Consider the following 21,822-nt stretch of genomic DNA (forward strand, 5'->3'; position numbering starts at 1 on the left):
AGAAAGACGTGATCTTTACGACTGTCGGAACTCAACTGCCTTTTGGTCGATTGCTGTGTGGTATGGATAGCTGGGCGGCACGCAACCAAGGCGTAAAAGTTATTGCGCAGGCAGGTGCGAGCACCCGTCGTTTTCAAAATATGCAAACCGTTTCGTATCTCAGCCAAGCCGAATTCAGAGATCACATGATTTCTGCCCGCCTGGTCGTAGCTCACGCGGGCATGGGGACAATCCTTTCAGCCGCAGAACTGGGGCTGCCGGTTATCCTTATGCCGCGATTGGCAAAATTCGGGGAACATCGGAATGATCATCAGCTAGATACTGCCAAAGAGATGGCGCGTCTTTCGAATGTCTCGATTGTTCAAGATGTCGAAGCCCTGCATCAAGCGCTGAACGTTGCGCGTGCGCTCAGTTTCCCAATGCCGCGCGACCAATCTGTCGACGTTGCGGGCGAGCTCGACCCTCTGATCCGCGAGATAAGGAATTTCGTGTGGAAAGATGAGCCTGCTTTCTCATTAAGTGAAGTGTCGAGAGGAAGCGAAGCAGCATGACTTTGGCGACCATACTCATTCCCGCATTCAACGAAGTCGCTGTGATCGAAAGAACGCTTCTGCATATGTCGCGGGGCATGTCGCTTGCTGATTTTCGGATCGTTGTCATTGCGAATGCTTGTACTGACGCAACAGCCGCTAAAGCGCGATCAATTATGCCACAGGCGGTTGTCATCGAAACCAGCAAGGCTGGGAAGTGCAACGCGCTGAATCTGGGATACAAAGAGGCGGACCCGGACAAACCCGTCATTTGTTTCGACGCGGATCTGGATGTGACTGCAGAGTCTCTGACGTCACTCATCGTTCCGATCCTTGAGGGCACTGCGCTGGCTGCTTGCGGGCACATGGATGTGCGCGCAAGCGAAGCGTCTCATTTGGTGCGGGCATATTACAAAGGCTGGCGCACAAACCCCTACTTCGATCGAGGGAAATTTGGTGGCCTTTTTGCATTGTCGGCAGAGGCCGCAAAAGTGGTTTTCCCGTTGCCTGAAATCACCGCAGACGATGAATACATCCGGCGCAGTTTTGCCATCGAGGAAACGGCCTTCGTTAAAGAATGCCGTTTCGTTGCACGTGCTCCGCTGGGACTTTCGAGCCTGTTTAAAGTCAGATGTCGTAGTTTGCGCGGGGCGCGCGAAGTTCAGGCCATGGGGCTGCGTAAATCGGAAGGCTCCAGCGTGAAGGCAGTCATCGGACGCGCCCTGCGTCAGCCGAACGGCGCTTTTTCGATATTTGTCTACTTATCAGTCAACACTGCAGCGCGGTTCGTGTTGGCCATTCGGCCGTCGGGAAAATCGGGCCATTGGGGACGTGATCTGACCACGAGGGTGGTGTCCTGAAATGAATGTCGCAGCATCAATCCCGGCAGAGGATTCGCAGGACACCTATGTCCCAGTCCCTCAAGATACGCCTCAACCCAATCCCATTGCAGCTTTGACACGCGCCATGCGCGGGCGTTGGCGCACAGCAGTGGCGGGGGCAATTCTATTGGCGCCGGCATTTGCAGCGGTGGGCTATTTTTCGGGTGTCCAACTATATGAATCTCAAGCGATCCTGCGCGTCTATCCTCAGGAATCCAATATCCTTTATGCGACGGGTGAGGATTCGGTTCTCAAAACTTTCGACAGCTTTGTAAAGGCTGAAACCACCTATGTTGCGTCGCATCAGGTCATGGAACGTGCTCTGGAGCAGATCGTAGTTCAGCGGCCTGACATTGCCGACGGTATAAAGGCCAAGGACCTTGCGGGGTCCATCGAAATAAAACGTTCTGACAGCCTGATCGTGCTTAAAACAAAAAGCAAGGAAGCCGCATTTGCGAGCCAGAAACTGGCCGCTTTGATCGAATCCTATCTGGCATTAAAAACAGAAGCGGAAGAGGCGCGGACTTCGGTGCGTTTGTCCGAACTGCGCTCACGGGAAACTCAACTGGCCGCCAGACTGTCAAAGCTGAGATCAGATCAGCTTGAGGTTGGCGGAGAGTTTGGCCTGAACGCACTGGCCAAAGCGCATATAGAAAAAATCGCTCAAATTGATGCGCTCGCGGGTCGTAAATCCGAGGTTGCAGCAACGCTGGCGACTCTTGAGGCCAACAGCGCGCCAGCCTCTGCCGATACATCAAATCAGGAGATCATGCGGGCGACACTTTTGGATCGCGCCATGGCCGATCTGAGCTTTGAGCGTGCCAAACTGATGAGTGAACTGGCCGGATTACGTGCCGGTTACGAAAATCATTCCAACATGCGTTTTAAGCAAAAAGAATTCGCCAAAGTCGAAGAGATAGCTGTGATCGAAAAGGCAATGTCAGATCGCCGCGAGCAGATCCGCGTCCTTGGCCAGACCGGGGCCCTAACCGATGTCACCACCGGCGGGGACGACACCACGACTGCCGAAATTCAAGCACTATACATTAAGGTAAAAAGCCAACTCGACTTCGCACGTAAAGAAGCGCGCGATCTCAATCGCCGTCGCATCGAACTGGACCATATCGAAAACGAAATTGGTGAAGCCGAAGGGCTTTTGGAAGAAACCCGTCGGGCGCTTGAAGTCATCCGTCTTGAGTTTGGTCGGGCATTGCCGGGCTACGCGGTTGTAATGTCTCCACCGTCGACGCCGGTCGATCCCGCGGAAGATACCCGCAAAATGATGATTTCTGGCGGCGGCATGGCGGGTGCCTTCCTTGCATTGGCGATGACGTTGGCGATGGCACTGCGCGAACGTCGTGTCAGATTTGCCGAAACGCTTGTGCCATTCGAGCACCGGTTGCCGGTCCTACAAGTTTCTGCTGCCGACGCAACCGACCCCTATGCGTCTGATCTACTGCGCAACGAGCTGCAATTGCAGAACCTCAGAAAGCCAAGGCTGGTCGGTAAACCACCGGTCATCGCGATCACCCGTGCCAACGCCGGCGATACGACTGAATTTGCTCATGCGCTGGCTCAGAGCTTTGCTCGGGCGCGTATGAAAACGCTTTTCATCGAAGCCGACCTTGAGGGGCAGGATGCCGAAATGGCCAATGCAGGTTGGAGCGATCTACTCTCTGGGACAGTCGTCAAACCTTGTGATGTCGATGGTGCGGATAACCTTTTTGAAATTGGCGCGGGCAATGACCATACCCTGAAAGACCGGGGTGTTTCAGCCCCTATGGTCCGGGCGGCTCTCGAGGGAGTTTCTGGTGAATTTGACGTCGTGGTCGTCTCTGCGGGTAGCCTTCAGGACCGTCTTTCGGCCCAGTTTATCCTATCCAATTCGGAAGTCGCGGTGCTTGCTATCAAACCTTCTGATGAGCGGTTGGAAATCATCTCTCAAATCGACCGACTGGACAGCCTGCCGCGCAATGGCAGCGTCGCAGTCTTGCGCAACGCATTGGCTAGAGACCCCTGGTTGGCAGTCAGAACCTGAGTTTTAAGCAGTTTGGAGTAGTAACTATGACCACAACATTAATTGAGGCCGTTCGCCTCGATACTGTACAGTCCGGTGGGCGGTCTAAGCGCATTATGGATTTCACACTGTCGCTGTTGGGTCTGCTGGCGATCTGGCCGGTATTTCTTGCGATTGCAGTTGCCGTCTCCTGCACGTCGCGCGGCCCGGTATTCTTCGTGCAACAGCGCGTCGGCCTGAATGGTAAGACCTTCAAGATGTTCAAGTTCCGCTCTATGTATCAGGACGCTGATGCGCGACGCGCAGAAGTCGAGAAGCTCAGCGATCGGAACGGCATCTGCCTGAAAGTAAAGCGTGACCCTCGTATCACTCCGGTTGGTCGCGTGCTGCGGCGCTTGTCGCTTGATGAACTGCCACAAATCTTCAACGTGCTTTTGGGAGATATGTCACTTGTTGGCCCTCGTCCGGCCCTCGTGTCCGAGGTTGAGGAATATCCCGATCACGCACATCTCCGTCACACAGTTCTGCCCGGCATCACCGGCCTATGGCAGATATCCGGTCGCGCCGACATCGGGTTTGAAGAGATGATCTCGCTCGACCTCCACTATGTGCGCCGAGTGTCCTTTCAGACTGACGCAGTGATCCTGCTGATGACTTTTCGCGCAGTTCTGAGCGGCAGAGGTGCCTACTGACCCAGGCCGCCCATCGCACCTAAAAATTTTATCGAAGGAGAGCGTCACCATGCAACGCAAAGGAATAATTCTCGCCGGTGGCAAAGGTACACGCCTCAGACCGATCACAAATAGTGTCAGCAAGCCGCTCTTGCCAATCTATGACAAGCCGATGATTTACTACCCCCTCACCGTGCTGATGCAGGCTGGCATCCGCGAAATCGCCATCATCACCACGCCGGAAGATCAACAGCTTTTCCAACGGCTGCTGGGCGATGGGAGCCAATGGGGAATTCGACTGGAATGGATCGTGCAGCCGACAGCGGACGGTATCGCGCAAGCCTATTTGCTGGCTGAAGACTTTCTTGATGGTGCGCCTTCTGCGCTGGCGCTTGGCGACAATTTGTTTCTGGGGGATGGCATGTCTCCACATCTGGTTGCCGCGAATGCGGCACTTTCCGGCGGAACCATTTTTACCTGCGAGGTAACGGATCCGGAACGCTTCGGTGTAGCAACTTTCGAAGGCAACCGTGTCACGGGTATTGTCGAAAAACCGCGCAATCCCCTGTCCAATTGCGCCATCACGGGTCTCTATTTCCTTGATGCAGATGCGCCGCGCCGTTCTCGCGCCTTAAAGCCTTCTGAGCGAGGCGAACTGGAAATTGTCACACTACTCGAAAGCTACCTTGAAGAAGGAGCCTTGAATGTTCAAAGGCTCGGCGCTGGGATCATGTGGTTTGATGCCGGTACCCATGATGCGTTGCTTGAAGCGGGGCAGGCCGTTCAGCGATTTCAGCGGACGGGGGAATTGTTCGGGTCACCGGATGGCGCGGCCTTCAGCCATGGGTGGAGCTCTTGCGATTCCGTGGAGAGCGCCATGCTTCAGTTGGGCAAAACCGCCTACGGCTCAATGCTGAGCGCGCTTGTCCGCAATGGTGCTCGGGCATCAGCGGCTTTGCCGACCTGACCCCTCAGTTTTCAGACACACTCCGACATCTCCCCAACGGACAAACCTACAGGTGGCAGCACTGTTTCAATACTGCGGAAAAAATCAAGACGCGTCCCGAATGGATCGCAGAATAAATAGGAAAGACCCAAGATGGAAAACTTGCTTCAGGACATCGGTGATAAGCTGACATTCGACCAATATGCCGTATCAGATTATTGGATCGGCGAAGTCGAAGAGGATGGCACGCCCGTGTTGTCGACAACGGTCGAGACCGTACAGAACGTTACCTACGAGCTGGATTTCAATCTTGCAGCGAACCTTGCTGCAGATGTGCAGAATGTAACCGTCGAAGTATTTTACAACGGCGAAAGCATTGGAAATTTCTATCACGAAGGCGGTGTATTTGAGACCTACACGTTCGAATTCGTGGGAACTGGGGAGATTTCGGAGCTTGAGTTCAAAATCACTGACGTCAACTCTGGGTCGGGTAGTTCAATCGACACTTCGGGCGTCATTCCTTCTTACGTGAGCCAGATGACTTTTCTAGGTGAGGATGTGACGGTCAACGCATTCGCGCCTGGTCAGAACTTCATCTATCAAGTGCTGAATGGACAACTGGTAAAATTCGATCTCGAGACCAACGGCTATACAGAGACGGAAACACCGGCCGCAGTTAACGTAAATGCGATTGGCTACTCTGCCGAGCATGACCTGATCTACGGCATCGCACGGTCGGATGGTATCGATGCTGTCGGAAAAACGATATCCAAAAATGAACTGATTGCCATGGATGCGACAGGGGCGACATTTGTTGTCTCCCCCGGAAGCATGGGCTCGTATATTGGTGACGTGGACGATCAGGGCAATCTCTGGACATTTAATGGCAGCTTAAGCACTGCGGTGGTTTACGATTTGTCTGCTACAAACCCGGATGGGTCATTGGTCAGTCAAACGGTTAGCATGCCGTCGCTCGGGGTTTCGACTAAAGGCCTGGCCGATTTAGCCTACAACGCAGAGACGAAGACATTTTTCGGTGTAGCGCATGGCGGTTCAACTGGTCTTCCGGGAACCTTGGTTGCGATCGATATCTCCGAGGTCAGCCTAGGAGGGGAGCCGGTCGTTACCACACAGGCCATCACCGGCACGATAGTCAATGGTGAGCTCAAATCTGGCATTCCCTCCAGTGCCTTTGGGGCAACCATCGTCGATGGCGATGGCAACGTATATGTCGGGGCGAACAGCACCGACCATGACCTTGATGCGAGCACGCCGAACGCTGGCGGTTTCTACAAGATTGTGACCGATGCCGACGGTAACCTTCAGATGGAGCTGCTTGCCGAGGCGCCTAAAGTATCCAGCAATGACGGCGCAATGGATACCCGCGGTGTCGATCCGTTTTTGGGCATCGACACATCTTCTACGGTTCTGATCCGAGCGCCGGAAGTAACGGTTGCAATCGCGGAAGATGACATAGTGCAACTGGCCGCGAAGGGCGAACAGACCATTATAGATTTGCTCGCCAACGACAAGGTGACTGATGGTGATACATTGGTTCTGACCCACCTGAACGGTGTCGAAGTCGCTGCTCTTGGCACGCTAACTCTTCAAAATGGAGAGATCGTCACATATCTCGGAGACGGTCGTGTGGCGGTCACGCCTGGGCAACTGCCACGTGACGTTTCTGCGGAACTTACCTATTCCATCAGCAACAGTAGCGGTGTGTCTGATACTGCGGTTTTGAGAATTGACACATCTCCGGTTCAAGGTGGCATCGATGCCGACCACATGGTCGGGTTTACTGATGCAGATGGCACGCAGATCGATGGGTCAGACGGCCTTAACGATGTCATTCTTGGCTATGGCGGACGAGACAAGATCTTTTCGGGTCGTGGTGATGATGACATTTATGGCGGTGCAGGAAACGACTTCATCCGTGCACAGGACGGCAACGACGTAATCTATGGCGAAGCGGACAACGACGTTTTGGACGGCGGCGCAGGTGCCGATCAGATGTTTGGTGGAACCGGGAATGACATATACTTCGTGGATAACGCTGCGGATGTGGTGTCCGAAGAGGGCGGCAGTGGAACGGATACAGTTAAGTCCAAGGTGGATTTCACTTTAGGCTCTGGTCTCGAAAACCTATGGCTGGATAAGAACTCCGCGGCGAGCACCGGCACCGGAAACGAGTTGCGTAACATGATCGTAGGTAACAAAAACGATAACCTTATCGACGGGCAGGCGGGTAACGACAATCTAATGGGCGGGGCTGGCAACGACATTATTTTTGGCGGCGAAGGGCATGACAAGCTGCATGGCAACGATGGCGTGGACGAGTTGTACGGAGGCGCAGGCAACGACAAGCTGCACGGCGGTCTGGGCGATGATTTGGTCTTCGGCGGTGATGGAGACGATGTATTGTGCCCTGGTGAGGGTGATGATGTGATGTACGGTGGGGCAGGGCGTGATTTGCTGTCCGGGAACGCCGGTGCGGATATCGCCTACGGTGGTGCGGGCGATGACACCTATAAGGTCACAGACGCTTTTGACACCATTATTGAATACGCCGGTGAGGGTTATGATGTGGTCCATGCCTCTGCGGACTTCGCACTCTCTGAGAATGTCGAGGAACTGGTCTTTTTCGGCGATGGAGGTTTCACCGGGGTAGGTAGTACGGGCGACAACCGGATCACCGGCAATATCGGCAACGACATCTTATCCGGAGCAGAAGGCGATGATCATATCAACGGAATGTTCGGAGACGATATCCTGCGCGGCGATGCCGGATCAGACAGGCTGTTCGGAAACGATGGAAATGATGTCATTTTTGGCGGCGATGGGGCTGACGTTTTGAGCGGAGGAGAAGGGGCTGACATTCTGAACGGCGGCGCCGGAAATGACAGCCTCTACGGCGACGCAGGTGCTGATGTTTTTGAGTTCCGGCTCAACGATGGCCAAGACGAAGTCAGAAAATTCGATATACTGGAGGATACAGTTTGGCTGGGTGGAATATTCGAGGGGGAATCCAGCTGGCTTGAAGATGACCGGGGACTTCGTCTTGATTATGGGGAAGCAGATTCCATTCTTTTTTGTGGTCTGACATCAGAACAAGCCGAAGCAATTGACTTGGTCTTTTTGTGAGTGCTTTTTGCAAGTGAAAAAACCAAGGGTCAGATTGGGCATTGTCAGAGGAAACTGGCTTGAGGCGGGCGGGGCGGATCCGTAGCTTCTTGGGATGGCACTGTCAGAAGAAAACTTGTTGAGGCGGGCAGGGCGAGCACTTAGCGTCTCAGGATGACAAAACGCAGCCCCTTTCGCTACTTCAAGACGAGCCCCGAGATCATCCGTCTGGCCGTCATGATGTATGTTCGGTTTCCGCTATCGCTGCGGAACGTGGAAGGTCTCCTGCACGAGCGCGGCATCGAGATCAGCCACGAAACTGTGCGTTATTGGTGGAACAGATTTGGGCCGATATTCGCGGCAGAGATCCGCAGAAACAGGGTCAGTCGTATGCGATCTTATTCGAACTGGCAGTGGCACCTCGACGAGGTTTTTGTGAAGATCAACGGCGAGACGCATTACTTGTGGCGGGCTGTGGACCACGAAGGCGAAGTGCTGGAAAGCTACGTGACCAAGCGCCGAGACCGCAAAGCGGCATTGAAATTCCTCAGAAAATCAATGAAGCGATACGGCAACCCAGAAGTGATCGTTACGGACAAACTCCGATCTTATGGTGCCGCGATGAAGGACATTGGTAACGTAACGAAACAGGAAACGGGCCGCTGGTTGAACAATCGGGCTGAGAATTCTCACCTGCCGTTTCGACGACGAGAACGGGCAATGCTCCGCTTCAGACAAATGCGATGCTTGCAGAAATTTGCCGCAGTCCACTCTTCAGTTCACAACCATTTCAACCAGGAGCGCCATCTCTACAACAGAGATAATTTCAAGCTCAACCGAACCGCCGCTCTCGCTGAGTGGCGTCAGATTTGTTCCGCCTAAGTTCACGGTTTCGGCGGCAAACTGAGACTAGTTCGAATTGGTCTGACAGCACCGTTCGACACGTTTGTCGTTCACTTGCCAGCCTGCGTCTCTCAACAGGGCAGCAACTCGACGGTATCCATATCGACCAAACTGGCGCGTCAGCTCGATCATATCCTCGACCAAGCGTTCTTCGTCAGCGCGTCCACGTGGTAATCGGCGTTGTGTGGATCGGTGCTGGCCCAGAACGCGACAAACCCGTCGTTCAGAAACCTTGAACTGACTACGAACATGGTCGATGCAGGCCCGCCGACGCGAGGGGCTCAGAAGTTTCCCGATGCAGCTTCCTTCAGGATCAACTTATCCAATGTCAGGTCAGAAACCGCCCGACGCAGACGCTCGTTCTCTTTCTGTAGCCGCTTCAGTTCCTTGAGTTGTTCCGTGCCCATTCCGCCATACTTCTTCTTCCAACGGTAATAGGTTTGTTCAGTCACGCTGATCTGTCTGATTGCATCAATCCGGGGCATACCTTGCCCCATCAGAACTTCAACCTGCCGTAACTTCACGACAATCTCTTCGGGCTTGGGGCTCTTAATGGCCATCTCTGGTCCTCTGCTTTCCTAACTATAGGGGCGGACCACTTCAGAGGGAGAGGCTCAAGCCTACGACCGGGCTGCGGACAAAGACGCCTGATACCCGTGCTGAATTTGCACGTTAGTCTTGGCCACTCACAGCCATGCCAGCGCAAAAAAGGCGATGTATTAACACCGCCTTTACCAATAGGTTATGTTTGATGGCACACTAGACTTTCTTTTTGCGACGCTTCACAGCTGCCAAGCCACTCACACCAACTAATAATAGCCAAGCTGCCGCCGGAAGCGGAACCGTTGAAATGCCTATGTCGTAGGTAGCCCCGGGGCTACCATTTTGGCCATCAATTTTAAGAACGAAGCTACCAGCGGTCCCGGTATAGTCGATTTCGCTCTGTGTGCCGGCACCAAATGCTGCCGCAGTAATTGTGTTTGAGAAAAGAAGCGAGTTGTCTGAAGCATCAAATATCGAGAAAATCGCAGTCGTTGTGTCAGCGTTGTCAGCGAAACCTCCAACAGGATCGGTGATATTCGAACTGTCAAAATACAGCTGGTCATCGATTGGCAAATCAATAAAACGGATATCCCATCTGGTGTCCGTCTGGAATTCCCACGTATCCACGGCCGTCACGATCCGACCTGCAATACCTATATGGGATCCAGCAGCGATGAGACCCAAATCGCTTTGACCGCTAATGTCCCCCGTTGCACCGGGACGGTTGTCCGAACTCTCGATGTAAATTGGATCGAACGTGGCAGCCATCGCGCCACTTGCGGGCGAAAGCACTGCGCTCAAAGATGTCGAAGCGAGGGCAATAGCACCTGCAACTAGTAAAGATTTAAAACCCATTTTTATCCTCTTGAGATACAAAGTGCATGCGCGCTCAAGGAAATCGAAACACTAACAACACGCACCCAGAAGTAACCAAGACATAGCTTTTCGGAATAGGTTTTGGGGCAGGTAAATGGATATCCTACTAACTCTTTCGTATAGGTGAGCCACCGCTTGCTACAGGTAGAGCTGCCTTTGAGCTATAGGTATTTGATGCCAGCTTTCGGGACGTCGAACCAACCCATTATTTGGCTATTGTTGAATTTTCGGTCTTGGATTGGCTGCCATGCCTCCAATTAAGCTTTGCATTTCAATCAGCGCTCCCAGCCCTCGGTCGCCATGATTTCCTGAGCCTCCTCAGACACAAGAAAATCTAGAAATGCCTGCGCCTCCAGATCGGCCCGCGGCGAAAGAACGATGTTTACATCGCGCCAAATCGTTCGCTCGGGAGCAAGCTCAATCATTTCAAGGTCCTCTTTGGTCAATGGCCAGTTTGGCCATGTGATCCAGGCATCTGCGCGTCCTTCAGAAATCTCAGCGTATCCGGCACCCGACCCCAAGGCAAAAGATTGAATGTTCGCGCGCAATCCTGCGATATCTTCCAGCCGCCCTAGACGACCGGCCACATCCTCCCACGTGCCCGTGCCGGATGTGTTGTAGACACCCGCTCCCTCAGTGACGACGATGCGAACACCCTCTCCAAGTAAATCCTCAAAACTCTCAATGCCTAGAGGGTTACCTTTGGCCACCGCAATAATAGTGGGACGGATATAAATCGGCTCAACATTATCTGGATCGAATGCTGTATATGTCAGCAGGAAAGCGGTCATAGATTGTTCGGACGTGCCCCATAGAATATCTGCTTGGGATTGTGCTTCCGCAGTCCAATCGGCCTCTGGGCCGGCGACTACTTTGACTTCAGTCCCAGTCCGTTCGGTCCAAACTTTTGCCACGCTGCGGAACGCTGTGTGGGGGCCGCCAGCACCATACAAGCGGACAATACCATCACCGGGCGCATGTTCAATTTTTGGATCATGGAAAGCTGTCTCGCCGCTCCTTTCGGCTGCTGTATCGGCCAGAACCGGTACAGCAAGAACTGCCAAGGTCAAAGACAGTTTGCGAAAACGACTCATGAAACAACTCCCGGTTTGCTGCGCTCTTTCATACGCAACCAGGAAATCCCTGATTTGGCTTCTCGCGCACTAAAAATTTGTAACGCCTAAAGCACGAAAGACAACAAATTGTTGAACCACATACAATCTTGCAAAAGCCCATTCTCTATCTCTTTGAAGCAGACGTTCGGGCGCCTGGCAGCATTCGACATTTTGGGCTCAAACTACGGAATTGTCGCAACGCGGCGAAGGTCTGGTTTCGGCAACATGGAGTGTGCGATTGTGGTTCTATTTGCCTTCGGGGCAAAGTGGCCAGCTCACTCCAGGAGATCAAGTTCCTCAACAATTGCGTCAAGCGTATCGGCCCGTTGTTTTACGGCGACGAAGCAATCAAAATGGCTGACTGGATGATTGTGATGAACGGTGTAATTGCCGAACAAATTGGCACACCGCTCGAAGTTTGCGAAACGCCGCGCGCGCTTTTGCGACACAGTTTATCAGTAGCCCGGTAATGAATAATTTAGATGCTCAGATTGAGAATGGCAGGATGGTGTTGGGTGATCAACGGACCTTGGAAACGGATGCACCTGACGGAGTAGTCAACTTCGGCATCGGCCCGGAGCATCTGATTCCCGAGGAAACCAGCGCCATCCACGTCAACGCAAAAATGGCCGAACCGCTTGGCGCGAACAGGCTGCTTCATTGTGAGTTTGCTGATACAAAAGAGAGTCTCACCGCTAGCCTGCAAGGTGGTCATGTATTGGACAGTGCAGGCTCTGCCATGCGGTTTTTGACCCAATCGGGGAAGTCACACCTGTTTGATGTCGCAATAGGCTTCTATAGAATAAAACACCCGTTTGTATGGGAACCGTCACAGACTTCAAACTGGTAGCGGATCCACCCCGCGAAATCATGAGGCCAAAGTGGATATTGGCCCCAAATGCACACCTTCGGGGAGATGTCCCGTACGACCGCTTTGTCCCGCAAGGCGGTCGTTCAGGCAGAGCGCAGCGAACGACAGCTCTGAGCCCATTCTGTGAGTTCGGTTTTCATGCTGCGTACGCTCGCAGCGCCTGAATTGCTGCAACGGCTAGGAACTCGGTGTCACAACGCAGCGTGAAGACCGGCCATTCATACAAAGCGCCACGAGAACGAAACGCTCAAGGGGCGGACAAAGCTGCCGTCGCCCTGCCAAAAGCTAGCGTTTGCTTTCGGCAAGGCGGCAGATTGCATTTGTTGTTATCCGTCGGCAATCTGCTTTGCCTTTTCTACAAGGACTTCCGCCTGGCGGATGGAGGCATAGTCAATCAGGCGACCGTCCAGTGAGACCGCGCCTTTGCCTTCCGCTTCGGCCTGCGCCATCGCTTCCAGGATACGCTGGGCTTTCGTGATTTCGCCCTCAGAGGGGCTCATAACTTCATTTGCAAGGGCAATTTGGCTGGGGTGGATGGCCCATTTGCCTTCGCAGCCCAAAACAGCAGCGCGGTAGGCGGCGGCGCGGTAGCCGTCCGCATCCTGAAAATCACCAAAAGGCCCATCGATGGGGCGCAACCCGTTGGCGCGGGCAGCAACCACCATGCGGGCCAGCGCGTAGTGCCACATATCACCCCAGTGGGTTTCACGGTTCCCATCGCTATCCGGGTCGGTCAGCACGGCGTAGTTTTCGTTCACACCGCCGATGACCGTGGTGCGCGCGCGGGTCGATGCGGCGTAGTCTGCTACACCAAAATGCAGGCTCTCATTCCGCTTGGAGGCACCAGCGATTTCAGTGATGTTCTGCATGCCCAAAGCGGTCTCAATGATGTGCTCAAAACCGATGCGCTTTTTGTATCCTTTGGCGTCTTCAATCTGCGTAACCATCATGTCGACGGCATAGACATCTGCGGCGGTGCCGACCTTGGGGATCATGATCAGATCAAGGCGTTCGCCTGCCTGTTCGACCACATCCACAACGTCGCGGTACATGTAGTGCGTATCCAATCCATTGATTCTAACGGACATGGATTTGGTGCCCCAATCGATGTCATTCAGGCCTTTGACGATGTTCTTGCGGGCCTGTTCCTTTTCATCTGGAGCAACCGCATCTTCGAGGTCCAGAAAGATAACATCAACGTCTGATTTTGCCGCTTTTTCAAACATTTGCGGCTGGCTGCCGGGGATGGCAAGCTCTGATCGGTTGAGGCGGCCAGAGGCTTGTTCTATGGGGTGGAATGACATCTGTTTAGGACCTTTCTGGCGGTAAGAATATTGCGCCAAAAAGGTTAAGAACGACCGATTATGTCAAGCACTCTTTCGGTCTATCTGGGTATACCGAAATCAGGTCGCATCCAGTGCCAGCCGCGAAGAATAGTAAAACGCGATGGCCTGTGCGCGGTTTTTGACCGACAGTTTTTCGTAGAGATTGGAGAGGTGAAATTTGACCGTGTTGGTGGAGATTTCCAACTCTTTGGCAAGCTCCCGATTGGTGAGGCCTTTTGAAAGCGCCTCAAGTATCACGCGCTCCTTTCGAGACAGCTGGTGGATCGGGTCTGATTGCAGCTCGCGCACGTCCAGAAACGGGAAGACCATCTTGCCTGCAGCGACATCCACACAGGTTTCTAACAAGGTCTCGGCAGGGGTGGAGCGGGGCGAAAAGGCAGCCGCCCCCGCTGTCATGGCAAGCCGGGGCAGATCGCCTGTGTCCTCGGCGTAAACGACAATGCGGGGGGCCATGGCCTGTTCGCGCAGCACCTCAATCAACTTGGCGCCGCCCAGCACCGGCAGGTTCCAGTTGATCACGCCGATCTGCACCGGCACCCGCATGACAATGCCCAGAAACCCCTCAGCTGTGGCAGAGGTCGCAACCAGAGAGAATCGCGGATCCCGGTCGATAAGCTCGGATAAAGCGCTCAAAACCAGTGGGTTGCTGTCCGCCAGCATAATATCAATCGGCTTGTCATTTTGGCCAACGTTTTGATTCATACAAGGTAATCCCAATAAACTACCCATTAGCATGGGTCTTCTTTTGGTATACTATGGCATTTTGAGCCCTTTAGGTAGGAATTTTCCTACCCAAATAGATACCCAAAAGCAGGATTTAGGGGCGTTGTGCGCATTCGCGCTCCATTTACCTTAAGGGATGATCGATTTTCGCCCACCGATAAGGAGAGCCCTATGACCATTCATCCACAGTTGACCATTCCCGAGACTATTGCAGCAGGCCCCGGCCCCGGCAATACCGACGCCCGTGTTCTTGCGCGGTTCGCCAGCTCCGGTATGGCCGATCACATGCACCCTGATGTGCTGCGCGGCATGGCGGAATGCAAAGAGATGCTGCGCGATGTCATGGGCACGCGCAACGTCTACACCTTTGGCGTGGCGGGCACAGGCTGGTCGGGCCTCGACATGATGTTCAGCGCTGTGATGCCCGGCGACAGTGTTGTGATGTTTGTGAACGGCACGTTCAGCGGCATTGACGGTTTGACCGTGCGCATGAAGGCAGCGACGGCAGAGGAGCTTGCGGCCAACTCAATGGACCCACAGGCGGCAAGCGTCACCATCATCAACATCCCCCACGGGCAGTCCGTGACGGGTGAGATCGTTGAGGCCGCCTTGGTCGAACACAAGCCAAAGTGGGCCGCGATGGCGCATTGGGAAACAGGCTCTGGCCGGATCAATGACATCAAAGGGTTCTCTGATGCCTGCGAAAAGCATGGCGCGATGGGTCTGGTGGATGCGGTTTCCAGCCTTGGTGTGGAAGACTTCCGGATTGATGATTTCCCCGGCGTGCATGGCTGGGCCTCATGCCCGCAGAAAGGCATTTGCTGCCTGCCGCTAACTTACGCGCCCGTGTCCTTCACGGATCACTACATTGAAACACTGAAAGCGACCGGCACGCGCACCTTTGTGCATCACCCGATCCTTGAGGCGCGTCATTGGGGCATTGTGGGCGGCGAGGATGTGGAAAAAGGCACCTACCACCGCACCCATTCCGCTTACGCGGTTGCGGCCTTTCACGAGGCGCTGCGGATCACTTTGCAGCAGGGCGTGGCACAGCGCGCCAAAGATTACACCTTCCATGAGGCCGCATTGCGCGATGCGCTGAACGCGATGGGCTGTGACATCACCTCTAACATGACCTCGCTGATCGTGCTCGACCTGCCCAAAGACATGGCAGGCCGCGAGATGGAGCTGGTGCAGCATTGCCGTGCGCAGAATTTTGGCATTTGGCCCACGTTGTCCGAGCCTGTTCAGGTGCGTATCGGGATCCTCAACCTGCTGAACCAGACTGCGATCACCGACATCGCGATGCGGTTTGCGCAGGCCATGCGGGATCTGGGTGCAGAGGTGGATCAGGCGGCTGTCGATCACGCACTGAACCGTCACTACGGTACTGCGCTGGCGGCTGAGTAATCACCACAAGCTTTGGGAGGAGCGACCTTGGACATTCACGAATATCAGGCCAAAGAAGTCTTAGCGAACTTTGGCGTTGCTGTCCCGGACGGGGCGCTCGCCTATAGCCCGGAACAGGCCACATACCGTGCGCGCGAGTTGGGCGGCGACCGTTGGGTCGTGAAGGCTCAGATCCACGCAGGGGGGCGCGGCAAGGCAGGTGGCGTGAAGGTCTGCGACAGCGATGTGGAGATTCAAGAAGCCACCGAAGGGATGTTCGGCCAAAAGATGGTCACACACCAGACTGGGCCCGAAGGCAAAGGCATTTACCGCGTCTATGTCGAGGCCGCCGTGCCGATTAATCGTGAGATCTATCTTGGCTTTGTGCTCGATCGTTCCTCCCAGCGGGTAATGATTGTGGCCAGTGCTGAGGGCGGTATGGAGATTGAAGAAATCTCAGCCGAAAAGCCCGACAGCATTGTGCGCGCCACGGTCGAACCTGCCGTGGGTCTGCGTGAATTCCAGTGTCGCCAGATTGCTTTCAAACTGGGGATCGAAACAGGCATGATCCAACAAATGGTACGCACGCTGCAGGGCTGCTACCGCGCCTTTACAGAGTTGGATGCCACCATGGTGGAGATCAACCCGCTGGTCGTCACCACAGACAACCGCGTCATCGCGCTGGATGCAAAGATGACCTTTGATGACAACGCCCTGTTTCGTCACCCCCATGTGGCCGAACTGCGCGACAAAAGCCAAGAAGACCCGCGTGAAAGCCGCGCGGCGGACCGGGGGCTGAATTACGTCGGGCTCGATGGCAACATCGGCTGCATCGTGAACGGCGCGGGTTTGGCCATGGCAACCATGGACACGATCAAACTGGCGCGGGGTGAGCCTGCGAACTTCCTTGATATCGGAGGCGGTGCCACGCCCGAGCGTGTGGCCAAAGCCTTTCGGTTGGTCCTGTCAGACACCAATGTGCAGGCGATCCTTGTGAACATCTTTGCAGGTATCAACCGCTGTGACTGGGTTGCCGAGGGCGTGGTGCAAGCCATGAAAGACGTGGGCGTCGAGGTGCCAGTAATTGTGCGCCTTGCCGGCACCAATGTCGAAGCGGGTCAAAAGATCCTTGCACAATCCGGCCTACCGATCATCCGAGCAGCAACTTTGAACGAGGCCGCTGAACGGGTGGTGGGAGCCTGGCGCAATGACCTGTCCCAAGGCACCAAGATGGGAGTAGCCTCATGAGCATTCTACTGGACCGCGACACCAAAGTGATCGTGCAGGGCATCACCGGCAAAATGGCGCGCTTTCACACCCAAGACATGCTGAAGTATGGCACCAAGGTTGTGGGTGGCGTTGTGCCCGGCAAGGGTGGTGAAACCGTCGAAGGCGTGCCGGTGTTCAACACGGTGGAAGAAGCCGTGCAGCAGACAGGCGCTGAAGCGTCGCTTGTTTTTGTCCCGCCGCCTTTTGCCGCCGATGGCATTATGGAGGCCGCAGATGCCGGTATCCGCTACTGTGTGTGCATCACCGATGGCATCCCCGCGCAGGACATGATCCGCGTCAAACGCTATATGTACCGCTACCCCAAAGAACGCCGCATGATCCTGACCGGCCCAAATTGCGCAGGCACGATCAGCCCCGGTAAGGCTCTGTTGGGGATCATGCCCGGCCATATCTATCTGCAAGGCCACGTCGGCATTGTTGGACGCTCCGGCACCTTGGGGTATGAGGCCGCCGCCCAGCTCAAGGAACGTGGCATTGGTGTTTCGACATCGGTGGGGATTGGAGGTGATCCGATCAATGGCTCTTCCTTCCGCGACATTCTGGAGCAGTTTGAGCAGGACGAGGACACCCATGTCATCGCCCTGATCGGGGAAATCGGCGGCCCGCAAGAAGCCGAAGCTGCGGATTATATCCGTGATCACGTGAGCAAGCCCGTGATCGCCTATGTCGCCGGTCTGACAGCCCCCAAAGGGCGCACCATGGGGCACGCGGGGGCGATTATCTCTGCCTTCGGGGAAAGCGCCTCTGAAAAGGTCGAAATCCTGTCTGCCGCCGGTGTGACCGTGGCGGAAAACCCCGCTGTGATTGGCGAAACGATAGCAAAAGTAATGGAGACCGTGTGATGATCAAACCAAGTGTCCTGCTCACCCGCCGTTGGCCCAAAGTGGTCGAGCAAAAGCTGGCCGAAGACTATAACGTCGTGCTGAACCGTAATGATCGACCGCTGTCAGAGGCTGATTTTCGCGAGGCAATTGCAAAGTTCGACGCCGTCCTGCCAACAGTCACGGATAAGATCGGTGCCGAGGCGATGAATGTGCCAAAGGCACAGACCAAGATCCTTGCCAACTATGGCGTCGGTTTTTCGCATATTGATGTGAATGCTGCCGCAAAGCACGGCATCGCCATCACCAACACGCCTGATGTGCTGTCGGACTGCACCGCCGATCTGGCGATGACCTTGATGCTGATGGTCGCCCGGCGTGCCGGAGATGGTGAACGCGAAGTGCGCGCGGGGGCGTGGTCTGGCTGGCGTCCGACGCATCTGATTGGCACCAAAGTGTCCGGCAAAACGCTTGGCATTGTTGGCTTTGGCCGCATCGGGCAGCAAATGGCCCGCCGTGCGCATCATGGGTTTGGGATGGAGATTGTGGTGTTTAACCGCTCCAAGGTCGATCCCAAGATCCTTGCACAATTCAATGCCCGCCAAGTCGACACCATCGAGGACTTGCTGCCGCAAAGCGATTTCGTCTCGCTCCATTGCCCTGGTGGTGCAGAAAATCGGCACATGATTAATTCGGCCCGGCTTGATCTGATGAAACTGGACGCTTTCCTGATCAACACGGCACGCGGTGAGGTTGTTAATGAACACGCCCTTGCACAATCTTTGATGTTCGACACTATCGGCGGTGCCGCTTTGGACGTGTTCGATGCGGAGCCCCGCATCAACCCGATGCTGGCCCAATGTGACAACCTCGTCATGCTGCCTCATCTGGGCAGTGCCACGAAAGAAGCGCGTGAGGCGATGGGTTTTCGTGTGGTGGATAACCTCAATGACTTTTTCAAAGGCTCAGCACCGCGCGACCGCGTGGCCTAATCCACAGGAGACATCCTTATGACTGCAACTTTCCGCCCCGACGGCTTTTTCAACCGCGACTTGGCCGATAGCGACCCCGAGCTGTTCGCATCGATCACCTCAGAGCTGGGTCGCCAACGCGACGAGATTGAGCTGATCGCCTCTGAGAACATAGTCTCAAAGGCCGTAATGCAGGCGCAAGGGTCAGTGATGACCAACAAATACGCCGAAGGTTATCCGGGACGGCGGTATTACGGTGGGTGTCAATACGTTGATATCGCTGAGAACCTTGCAATTGATCGCGCCAAACTGCTGTTTAACTGTGACTTTGCAAACGTGCAGCCCAATTCCGGCTCGCAAGCCAACCAAGGGGTTTTTCAGGCGTTGCTACAGCCGGGTGACACCATCCTCGGCATGTCCTTGGACGCGGGCGGCCATCTCACTCATGGCGCGGCGCCGAACCAGTCGGGCAAGTGGTTTACGCCCGTGCAATACGGTGTGCGCAAGGACACGCTCGATGTTGATTACGACCAGCTGGAGGCCCTCGCGCTGGAGCACAAACCACAGATGATCATCGCTGGTGGTTCGGCCATTCCGCGTCAGTTAGATTTCGCTCGGTTTCGCGCCATTGCCGACAAGGTGGGTGCCTATCTGCTGGCCGATGTGGCGCATTTTGCCGGGTTGATTGCTGCAGGGCTGTACCCCTCGCCTTTCCCTCATGTGGATGTGGCCACGACCACCACGCATAAAACCTTGCGCGGACCACGCGGCGGCTTGATCCTGACCAACGATGAAGCACTTGCGAAAAAGTTCAACTCGGCGATTTTCCCCGGCATTCAGGGCGGCCCCCTGATGCATGTGATTGCCGCCAAGGCCGTCGCCTTTGGTGAGGCGTTGGAACCCAGTTTCAAAGACTATCAAGTGCAGGTGATCAAGAACGCCCAAGCCATGGCGGATCAGCTGATCAAAGGTGGTCTGGACATTGTCACTGGCGGGACCGACACCCATGTCATGTTGGTCGACCTGCGTCCCAAAGGCGTCAAAGGAAATGCCGCTGAAAAGGCCTTGGGGCGCGCGCATATCACCTGCAACAAAAACGGCATTCCCTTCGATACCGAAAAGCCGATGATTACGAGCGGGCTGCGGCTAGGCTCACCGGCTGGAACCACACGTGGGTTCGCAGAACCTGAGTTCCGCCAGATCGCCGATTGGATTGTCGAGGTCACCACCGGGCTCGCTGCCAATGGTGAAGACGGAAATGCCACCGTTGAGGCCAAGGTGAAATCCGGAGTGTTAAAGCTTTGCGGTCAGTTCAAGATTTACGATGCCCTTTAAATTCTTGTTTTCGCGTTGAGCACAATGATGCGAAATGCAGTCTTGATCGTATGTGCTAGATTGGCCTTGGAACGGGTGATGAGTAACAAATCGGACGTCCGAGATGGTCGCAGCATCCGGACGAGGCAAGGCCATTCTAAAGTAACGCCCTTCTCGGGACATTGCTGCGCGATACCCTGTCAGGCAATGGAAAAATATCAATCGAAAAACGCTCGAAACGCAACGCTTGCATCACAGACAACGCGCCGCATACTCAAACCAACCAGATGAGCCAAACTCTCTCATAGCTTTCGCCGCGATTGGTGCCAAAAACCCTGACCACAGACACTCCTGCAAACATTGGCTCGAATGGCAAGTTTGTACGCGCCGTCCTTGTTATACCTTTTTCTAGCGAAAAGGTTGTTTGAACATTATTCCTGACACCCGCTTTGAATGACTGGTTTGGTGACTTGGCTGCACCGCAACGATGAGTGTGCCGCACCTGCGAGCAAAATGCTGCGTGAGCAAAGGCTGTGACTGCACAAGTCCGCTTTGTCCGCAACTCGGTCATTGAAGCGCCACGCAGCGAACGTCAGGACCGAAGGCGATCGATCAGGGCCTTGTCTGACCTGCGGGAACACCGACATCCCAGAACGCAACTGGCGTTTCCAATTTGAGGTGCATAACCTGCACTTGAGTTTTGGAGGTAGGCGTTTTGAAACAGGTTTTTGGTGCTATTGCTCTGGCGGTGCTTTTGGCTGTTGGTGGTCAAACCGTCAGGGCGCAGGATTTCGACAAAGGAATGGCGGCGTATATGGCTGACGACTTTGAAACTGCGCTCGAAGAGTGGCGTCCGCTGGCCGAACAGGGCAACGCAATTGCGCAGAGCAATCTGGGTGTGATGTACGGCAATGGACAAGGCGTCCCGAAGGATTATGCCGAAGCGGTGAATTGGTTTCGCTTGGCCGCGGAAAAGGGTCAAGCCGATGCGCAGAATAACTTGGGCTGGATGTACGGCAATGGACAAGGCGTCCCGAAGGATTACGCCGAAGCGTTGAAGTGGTATCGCTTGGCAGCAGAACAGGGCAGCGCAAGTGCGCAGGACGCTCTGGGCGGGATGCACCGCTACGGCCAAGGCGTCCCGAAGGATTACGCCGAAGCGTTGAAGTGGTATCGCATGGCAGCAGAACAGGGTGACGCAGGTGTGCAGATCAGTCTAGGCTTGATGTACAGCAGAGGACTAGGCGTCATCCAAGACAATGTTTACGCGCATATGTGGTTTAATATTGCAGCTTCACTCGGTAACGAAATTGGCGCGAAAAATAGAGACACAGTGGCTTCACAGATGACCGCAGATCAAATCACGGAAGCGCAGCGGCTTGCACGGGCATGCGTGGCCAAGGATTACAAGGGCTGCTGAAAAGCGGACCTTGTGGCGCCCCGCAGCGAATGACCGCACTGAGCCCAAAGCAGCCGTACTGAAATCGCGCCC

19 protein-coding genes and 1 pseudogene are annotated in these 21,822 nt (G+C 54.9%); 15 read left to right on the top strand and 5 right to left on the bottom strand.

What is annotated here, in order from left to right; genetic code table 11:
* The first annotated feature begins 8 nt into the window (after nucleotides 1–8).
* The 7 genes from ABJD00_RS04305 (at nucleotide 9) to ABJD00_RS04335 (ending at nucleotide 9,050) form a co-directional block, all read left to right on the top strand.
* Nucleotides 9–551, top strand: a complete 543-nt coding sequence (locus ABJD00_RS04305) for a glycosyltransferase (protein ID WP_413848758.1) — start codon at nucleotides 9–11, stop codon at nucleotides 549–551.
* On the top strand, nucleotides 548–1,390 hold the full coding sequence (locus tag ABJD00_RS04310; protein ID WP_413848760.1) for a glycosyltransferase: 843 nt from the start codon (nucleotides 548–550) through the stop codon (nucleotides 1,388–1,390). The genes ABJD00_RS04305 and ABJD00_RS04310 overlap by 4 nt, the downstream gene beginning before the upstream one ends.
* A 1-nt stretch (nucleotide 1,391) precedes the next feature.
* Entirely contained in the window at nucleotides 1,392–3,449 is a 2,058-nt protein-coding gene (locus tag ABJD00_RS04315) for a hypothetical protein (protein ID WP_413848762.1), read from the top strand.
* 26 nt (nucleotides 3,450–3,475) lie between these two features.
* The gene (locus ABJD00_RS04320) at nucleotides 3,476–4,120 is read left to right on the top strand and encodes a sugar transferase (RefSeq protein ID WP_413848764.1); all 645 of its coding nucleotides are present in this window, start codon (nucleotides 3,476–3,478) and stop codon (nucleotides 4,118–4,120) included.
* A 49-nt stretch (nucleotides 4,121–4,169) separates the two neighbouring features.
* Entirely contained in the window at nucleotides 4,170–5,066 is an 897-nt protein-coding gene (locus ABJD00_RS04325; protein WP_413848766.1) for a sugar nucleotidyltransferase, read from the top strand.
* A 132-nt stretch (nucleotides 5,067–5,198) separates the two neighbouring features.
* Nucleotides 5,199–8,189 carry a calcium-binding protein gene (locus ABJD00_RS04330; RefSeq protein WP_413848768.1) on the top strand — a complete coding sequence of 997 codons (2,991 nt, stop codon included), beginning with the start codon at nucleotides 5,199–5,201 and terminating at the stop codon, nucleotides 8,187–8,189.
* A gap of 153 nt (nucleotides 8,190–8,342) precedes the next feature.
* Nucleotides 8,343–9,050 carry an IS6 family transposase gene (locus tag ABJD00_RS04335; RefSeq protein ID WP_413848770.1) on the top strand — a complete coding sequence of 236 codons (708 nt, stop codon included), beginning with the start codon at nucleotides 8,343–8,345 and terminating at the stop codon, nucleotides 9,048–9,050.
* A gap of 51 nt (nucleotides 9,051–9,101) precedes the next feature.
* Here the strand turns inward: ABJD00_RS04335 and ABJD00_RS04340 are convergent.
* The 3 genes and pseudogenes from ABJD00_RS04340 to ABJD00_RS04350 all read right to left on the bottom strand — a co-directional run.
* Nucleotides 9,102–9,631, bottom strand: a pseudogene (locus tag ABJD00_RS04340) (transposase); the annotation flags it as partial.
* Between the two features lie 199 nt (nucleotides 9,632–9,830).
* A complete protein-coding gene (locus tag ABJD00_RS04345; protein WP_413848772.1) occupies nucleotides 9,831–10,469 on the bottom strand; it encodes a VPLPA-CTERM sorting domain-containing protein in 639 nt (212 codons plus the stop codon).
* Nucleotides 10,470–10,765: 296 nt separating this feature from the next.
* Entirely contained in the window at nucleotides 10,766–11,584 is an 819-nt protein-coding gene (locus ABJD00_RS04350) for a substrate-binding domain-containing protein (RefSeq protein ID WP_413848774.1), read from the bottom strand.
* A 287-nt stretch (nucleotides 11,585–11,871) separates the two neighbouring features.
* Here ABJD00_RS04350 and ABJD00_RS04355 point away from each other — a divergent pair, with 287 nt between their 5' ends.
* Both ABJD00_RS04355 and ABJD00_RS04360 read left to right on the top strand, forming a co-directional pair.
* A complete protein-coding gene (locus ABJD00_RS04355) occupies nucleotides 11,872–12,075 on the top strand; it encodes a hypothetical protein (protein ID WP_413848776.1) in 204 nt (67 codons plus the stop codon).
* Complete coding sequence (locus ABJD00_RS04360; RefSeq protein WP_413848778.1) at nucleotides 12,075–12,455, top strand: hypothetical protein; 381 nt, start codon at nucleotides 12,075–12,077, stop codon at nucleotides 12,453–12,455. The genes ABJD00_RS04355 and ABJD00_RS04360 overlap by 1 nt, the downstream gene beginning before the upstream one ends.
* Before the next feature lie 347 nt (nucleotides 12,456–12,802).
* Here the strand turns inward: ABJD00_RS04360 and ABJD00_RS04365 are convergent, their stop codons facing one another.
* Together ABJD00_RS04365 and ABJD00_RS04370 are read right to left on the bottom strand one after the other, a co-directional pair.
* On the bottom strand, nucleotides 12,803–13,780 hold the full coding sequence (locus ABJD00_RS04365) for an HpcH/HpaI aldolase/citrate lyase family protein (protein WP_413848780.1): 978 nt from the start codon (nucleotides 13,778–13,780) through the stop codon (nucleotides 12,803–12,805).
* Nucleotides 13,781–13,879: 99 nt separating this feature from the next.
* Nucleotides 13,880–14,482: a LuxR C-terminal-related transcriptional regulator gene (locus tag ABJD00_RS04370; protein ID WP_413848800.1), complete on the bottom strand. Its 603-nt coding sequence runs from the start codon at nucleotides 14,480–14,482 to the stop codon at nucleotides 13,880–13,882.
* 234 nt (nucleotides 14,483–14,716) lie between these two features.
* Between ABJD00_RS04370 and ABJD00_RS04375 the strand changes: the two genes are divergently transcribed.
* From ABJD00_RS04375 to ABJD00_RS04400, 6 genes are all read left to right on the top strand, one after another.
* Entirely contained in the window at nucleotides 14,717–15,955 is a 1,239-nt protein-coding gene (locus tag ABJD00_RS04375) for an aminotransferase class V-fold PLP-dependent enzyme (protein WP_413848782.1), read from the top strand.
* A gap of 27 nt (nucleotides 15,956–15,982) precedes the next feature.
* Nucleotides 15,983–17,182, top strand: a complete 1,200-nt coding sequence (locus ABJD00_RS04380) for a malate--CoA ligase subunit beta (RefSeq protein WP_413848784.1) — start codon at nucleotides 15,983–15,985, stop codon at nucleotides 17,180–17,182.
* Nucleotides 17,179–18,066 carry a succinate--CoA ligase subunit alpha gene (sucD, locus tag ABJD00_RS04385; RefSeq protein WP_413848786.1) on the top strand — a complete coding sequence of 296 codons (888 nt, stop codon included), beginning with the start codon at nucleotides 17,179–17,181 and terminating at the stop codon, nucleotides 18,064–18,066. The genes ABJD00_RS04380 and sucD overlap by 4 nt, the downstream gene beginning before the upstream one ends.
* On the top strand, nucleotides 18,066–19,037 hold the full coding sequence (locus ABJD00_RS04390) for a 2-hydroxyacid dehydrogenase (RefSeq protein ID WP_413848788.1): 972 nt from the start codon (nucleotides 18,066–18,068) through the stop codon (nucleotides 19,035–19,037). Before sucD ends, ABJD00_RS04390 begins: the two co-directional genes overlap by 1 nt.
* Before the next feature lie 18 nt (nucleotides 19,038–19,055).
* Complete coding sequence (gene glyA / locus ABJD00_RS04395; protein ID WP_413848790.1) at nucleotides 19,056–20,351, top strand: serine hydroxymethyltransferase; 1,296 nt, start codon at nucleotides 19,056–19,058, stop codon at nucleotides 20,349–20,351.
* A 694-nt stretch (nucleotides 20,352–21,045) separates the two neighbouring features.
* A complete protein-coding gene (locus ABJD00_RS04400; RefSeq protein ID WP_413848792.1) occupies nucleotides 21,046–21,750 on the top strand; it encodes a tetratricopeptide repeat protein in 705 nt (234 codons plus the stop codon).
* Nucleotides 21,751–21,822 lie beyond the last annotated feature (72 nt).

Origin of the sequence: Tateyamaria sp., from assembly GCF_039945315.1 — a bacterium.
GTDB lineage: Bacteria > Pseudomonadota > Alphaproteobacteria > Rhodobacterales > Rhodobacteraceae > Tateyamaria.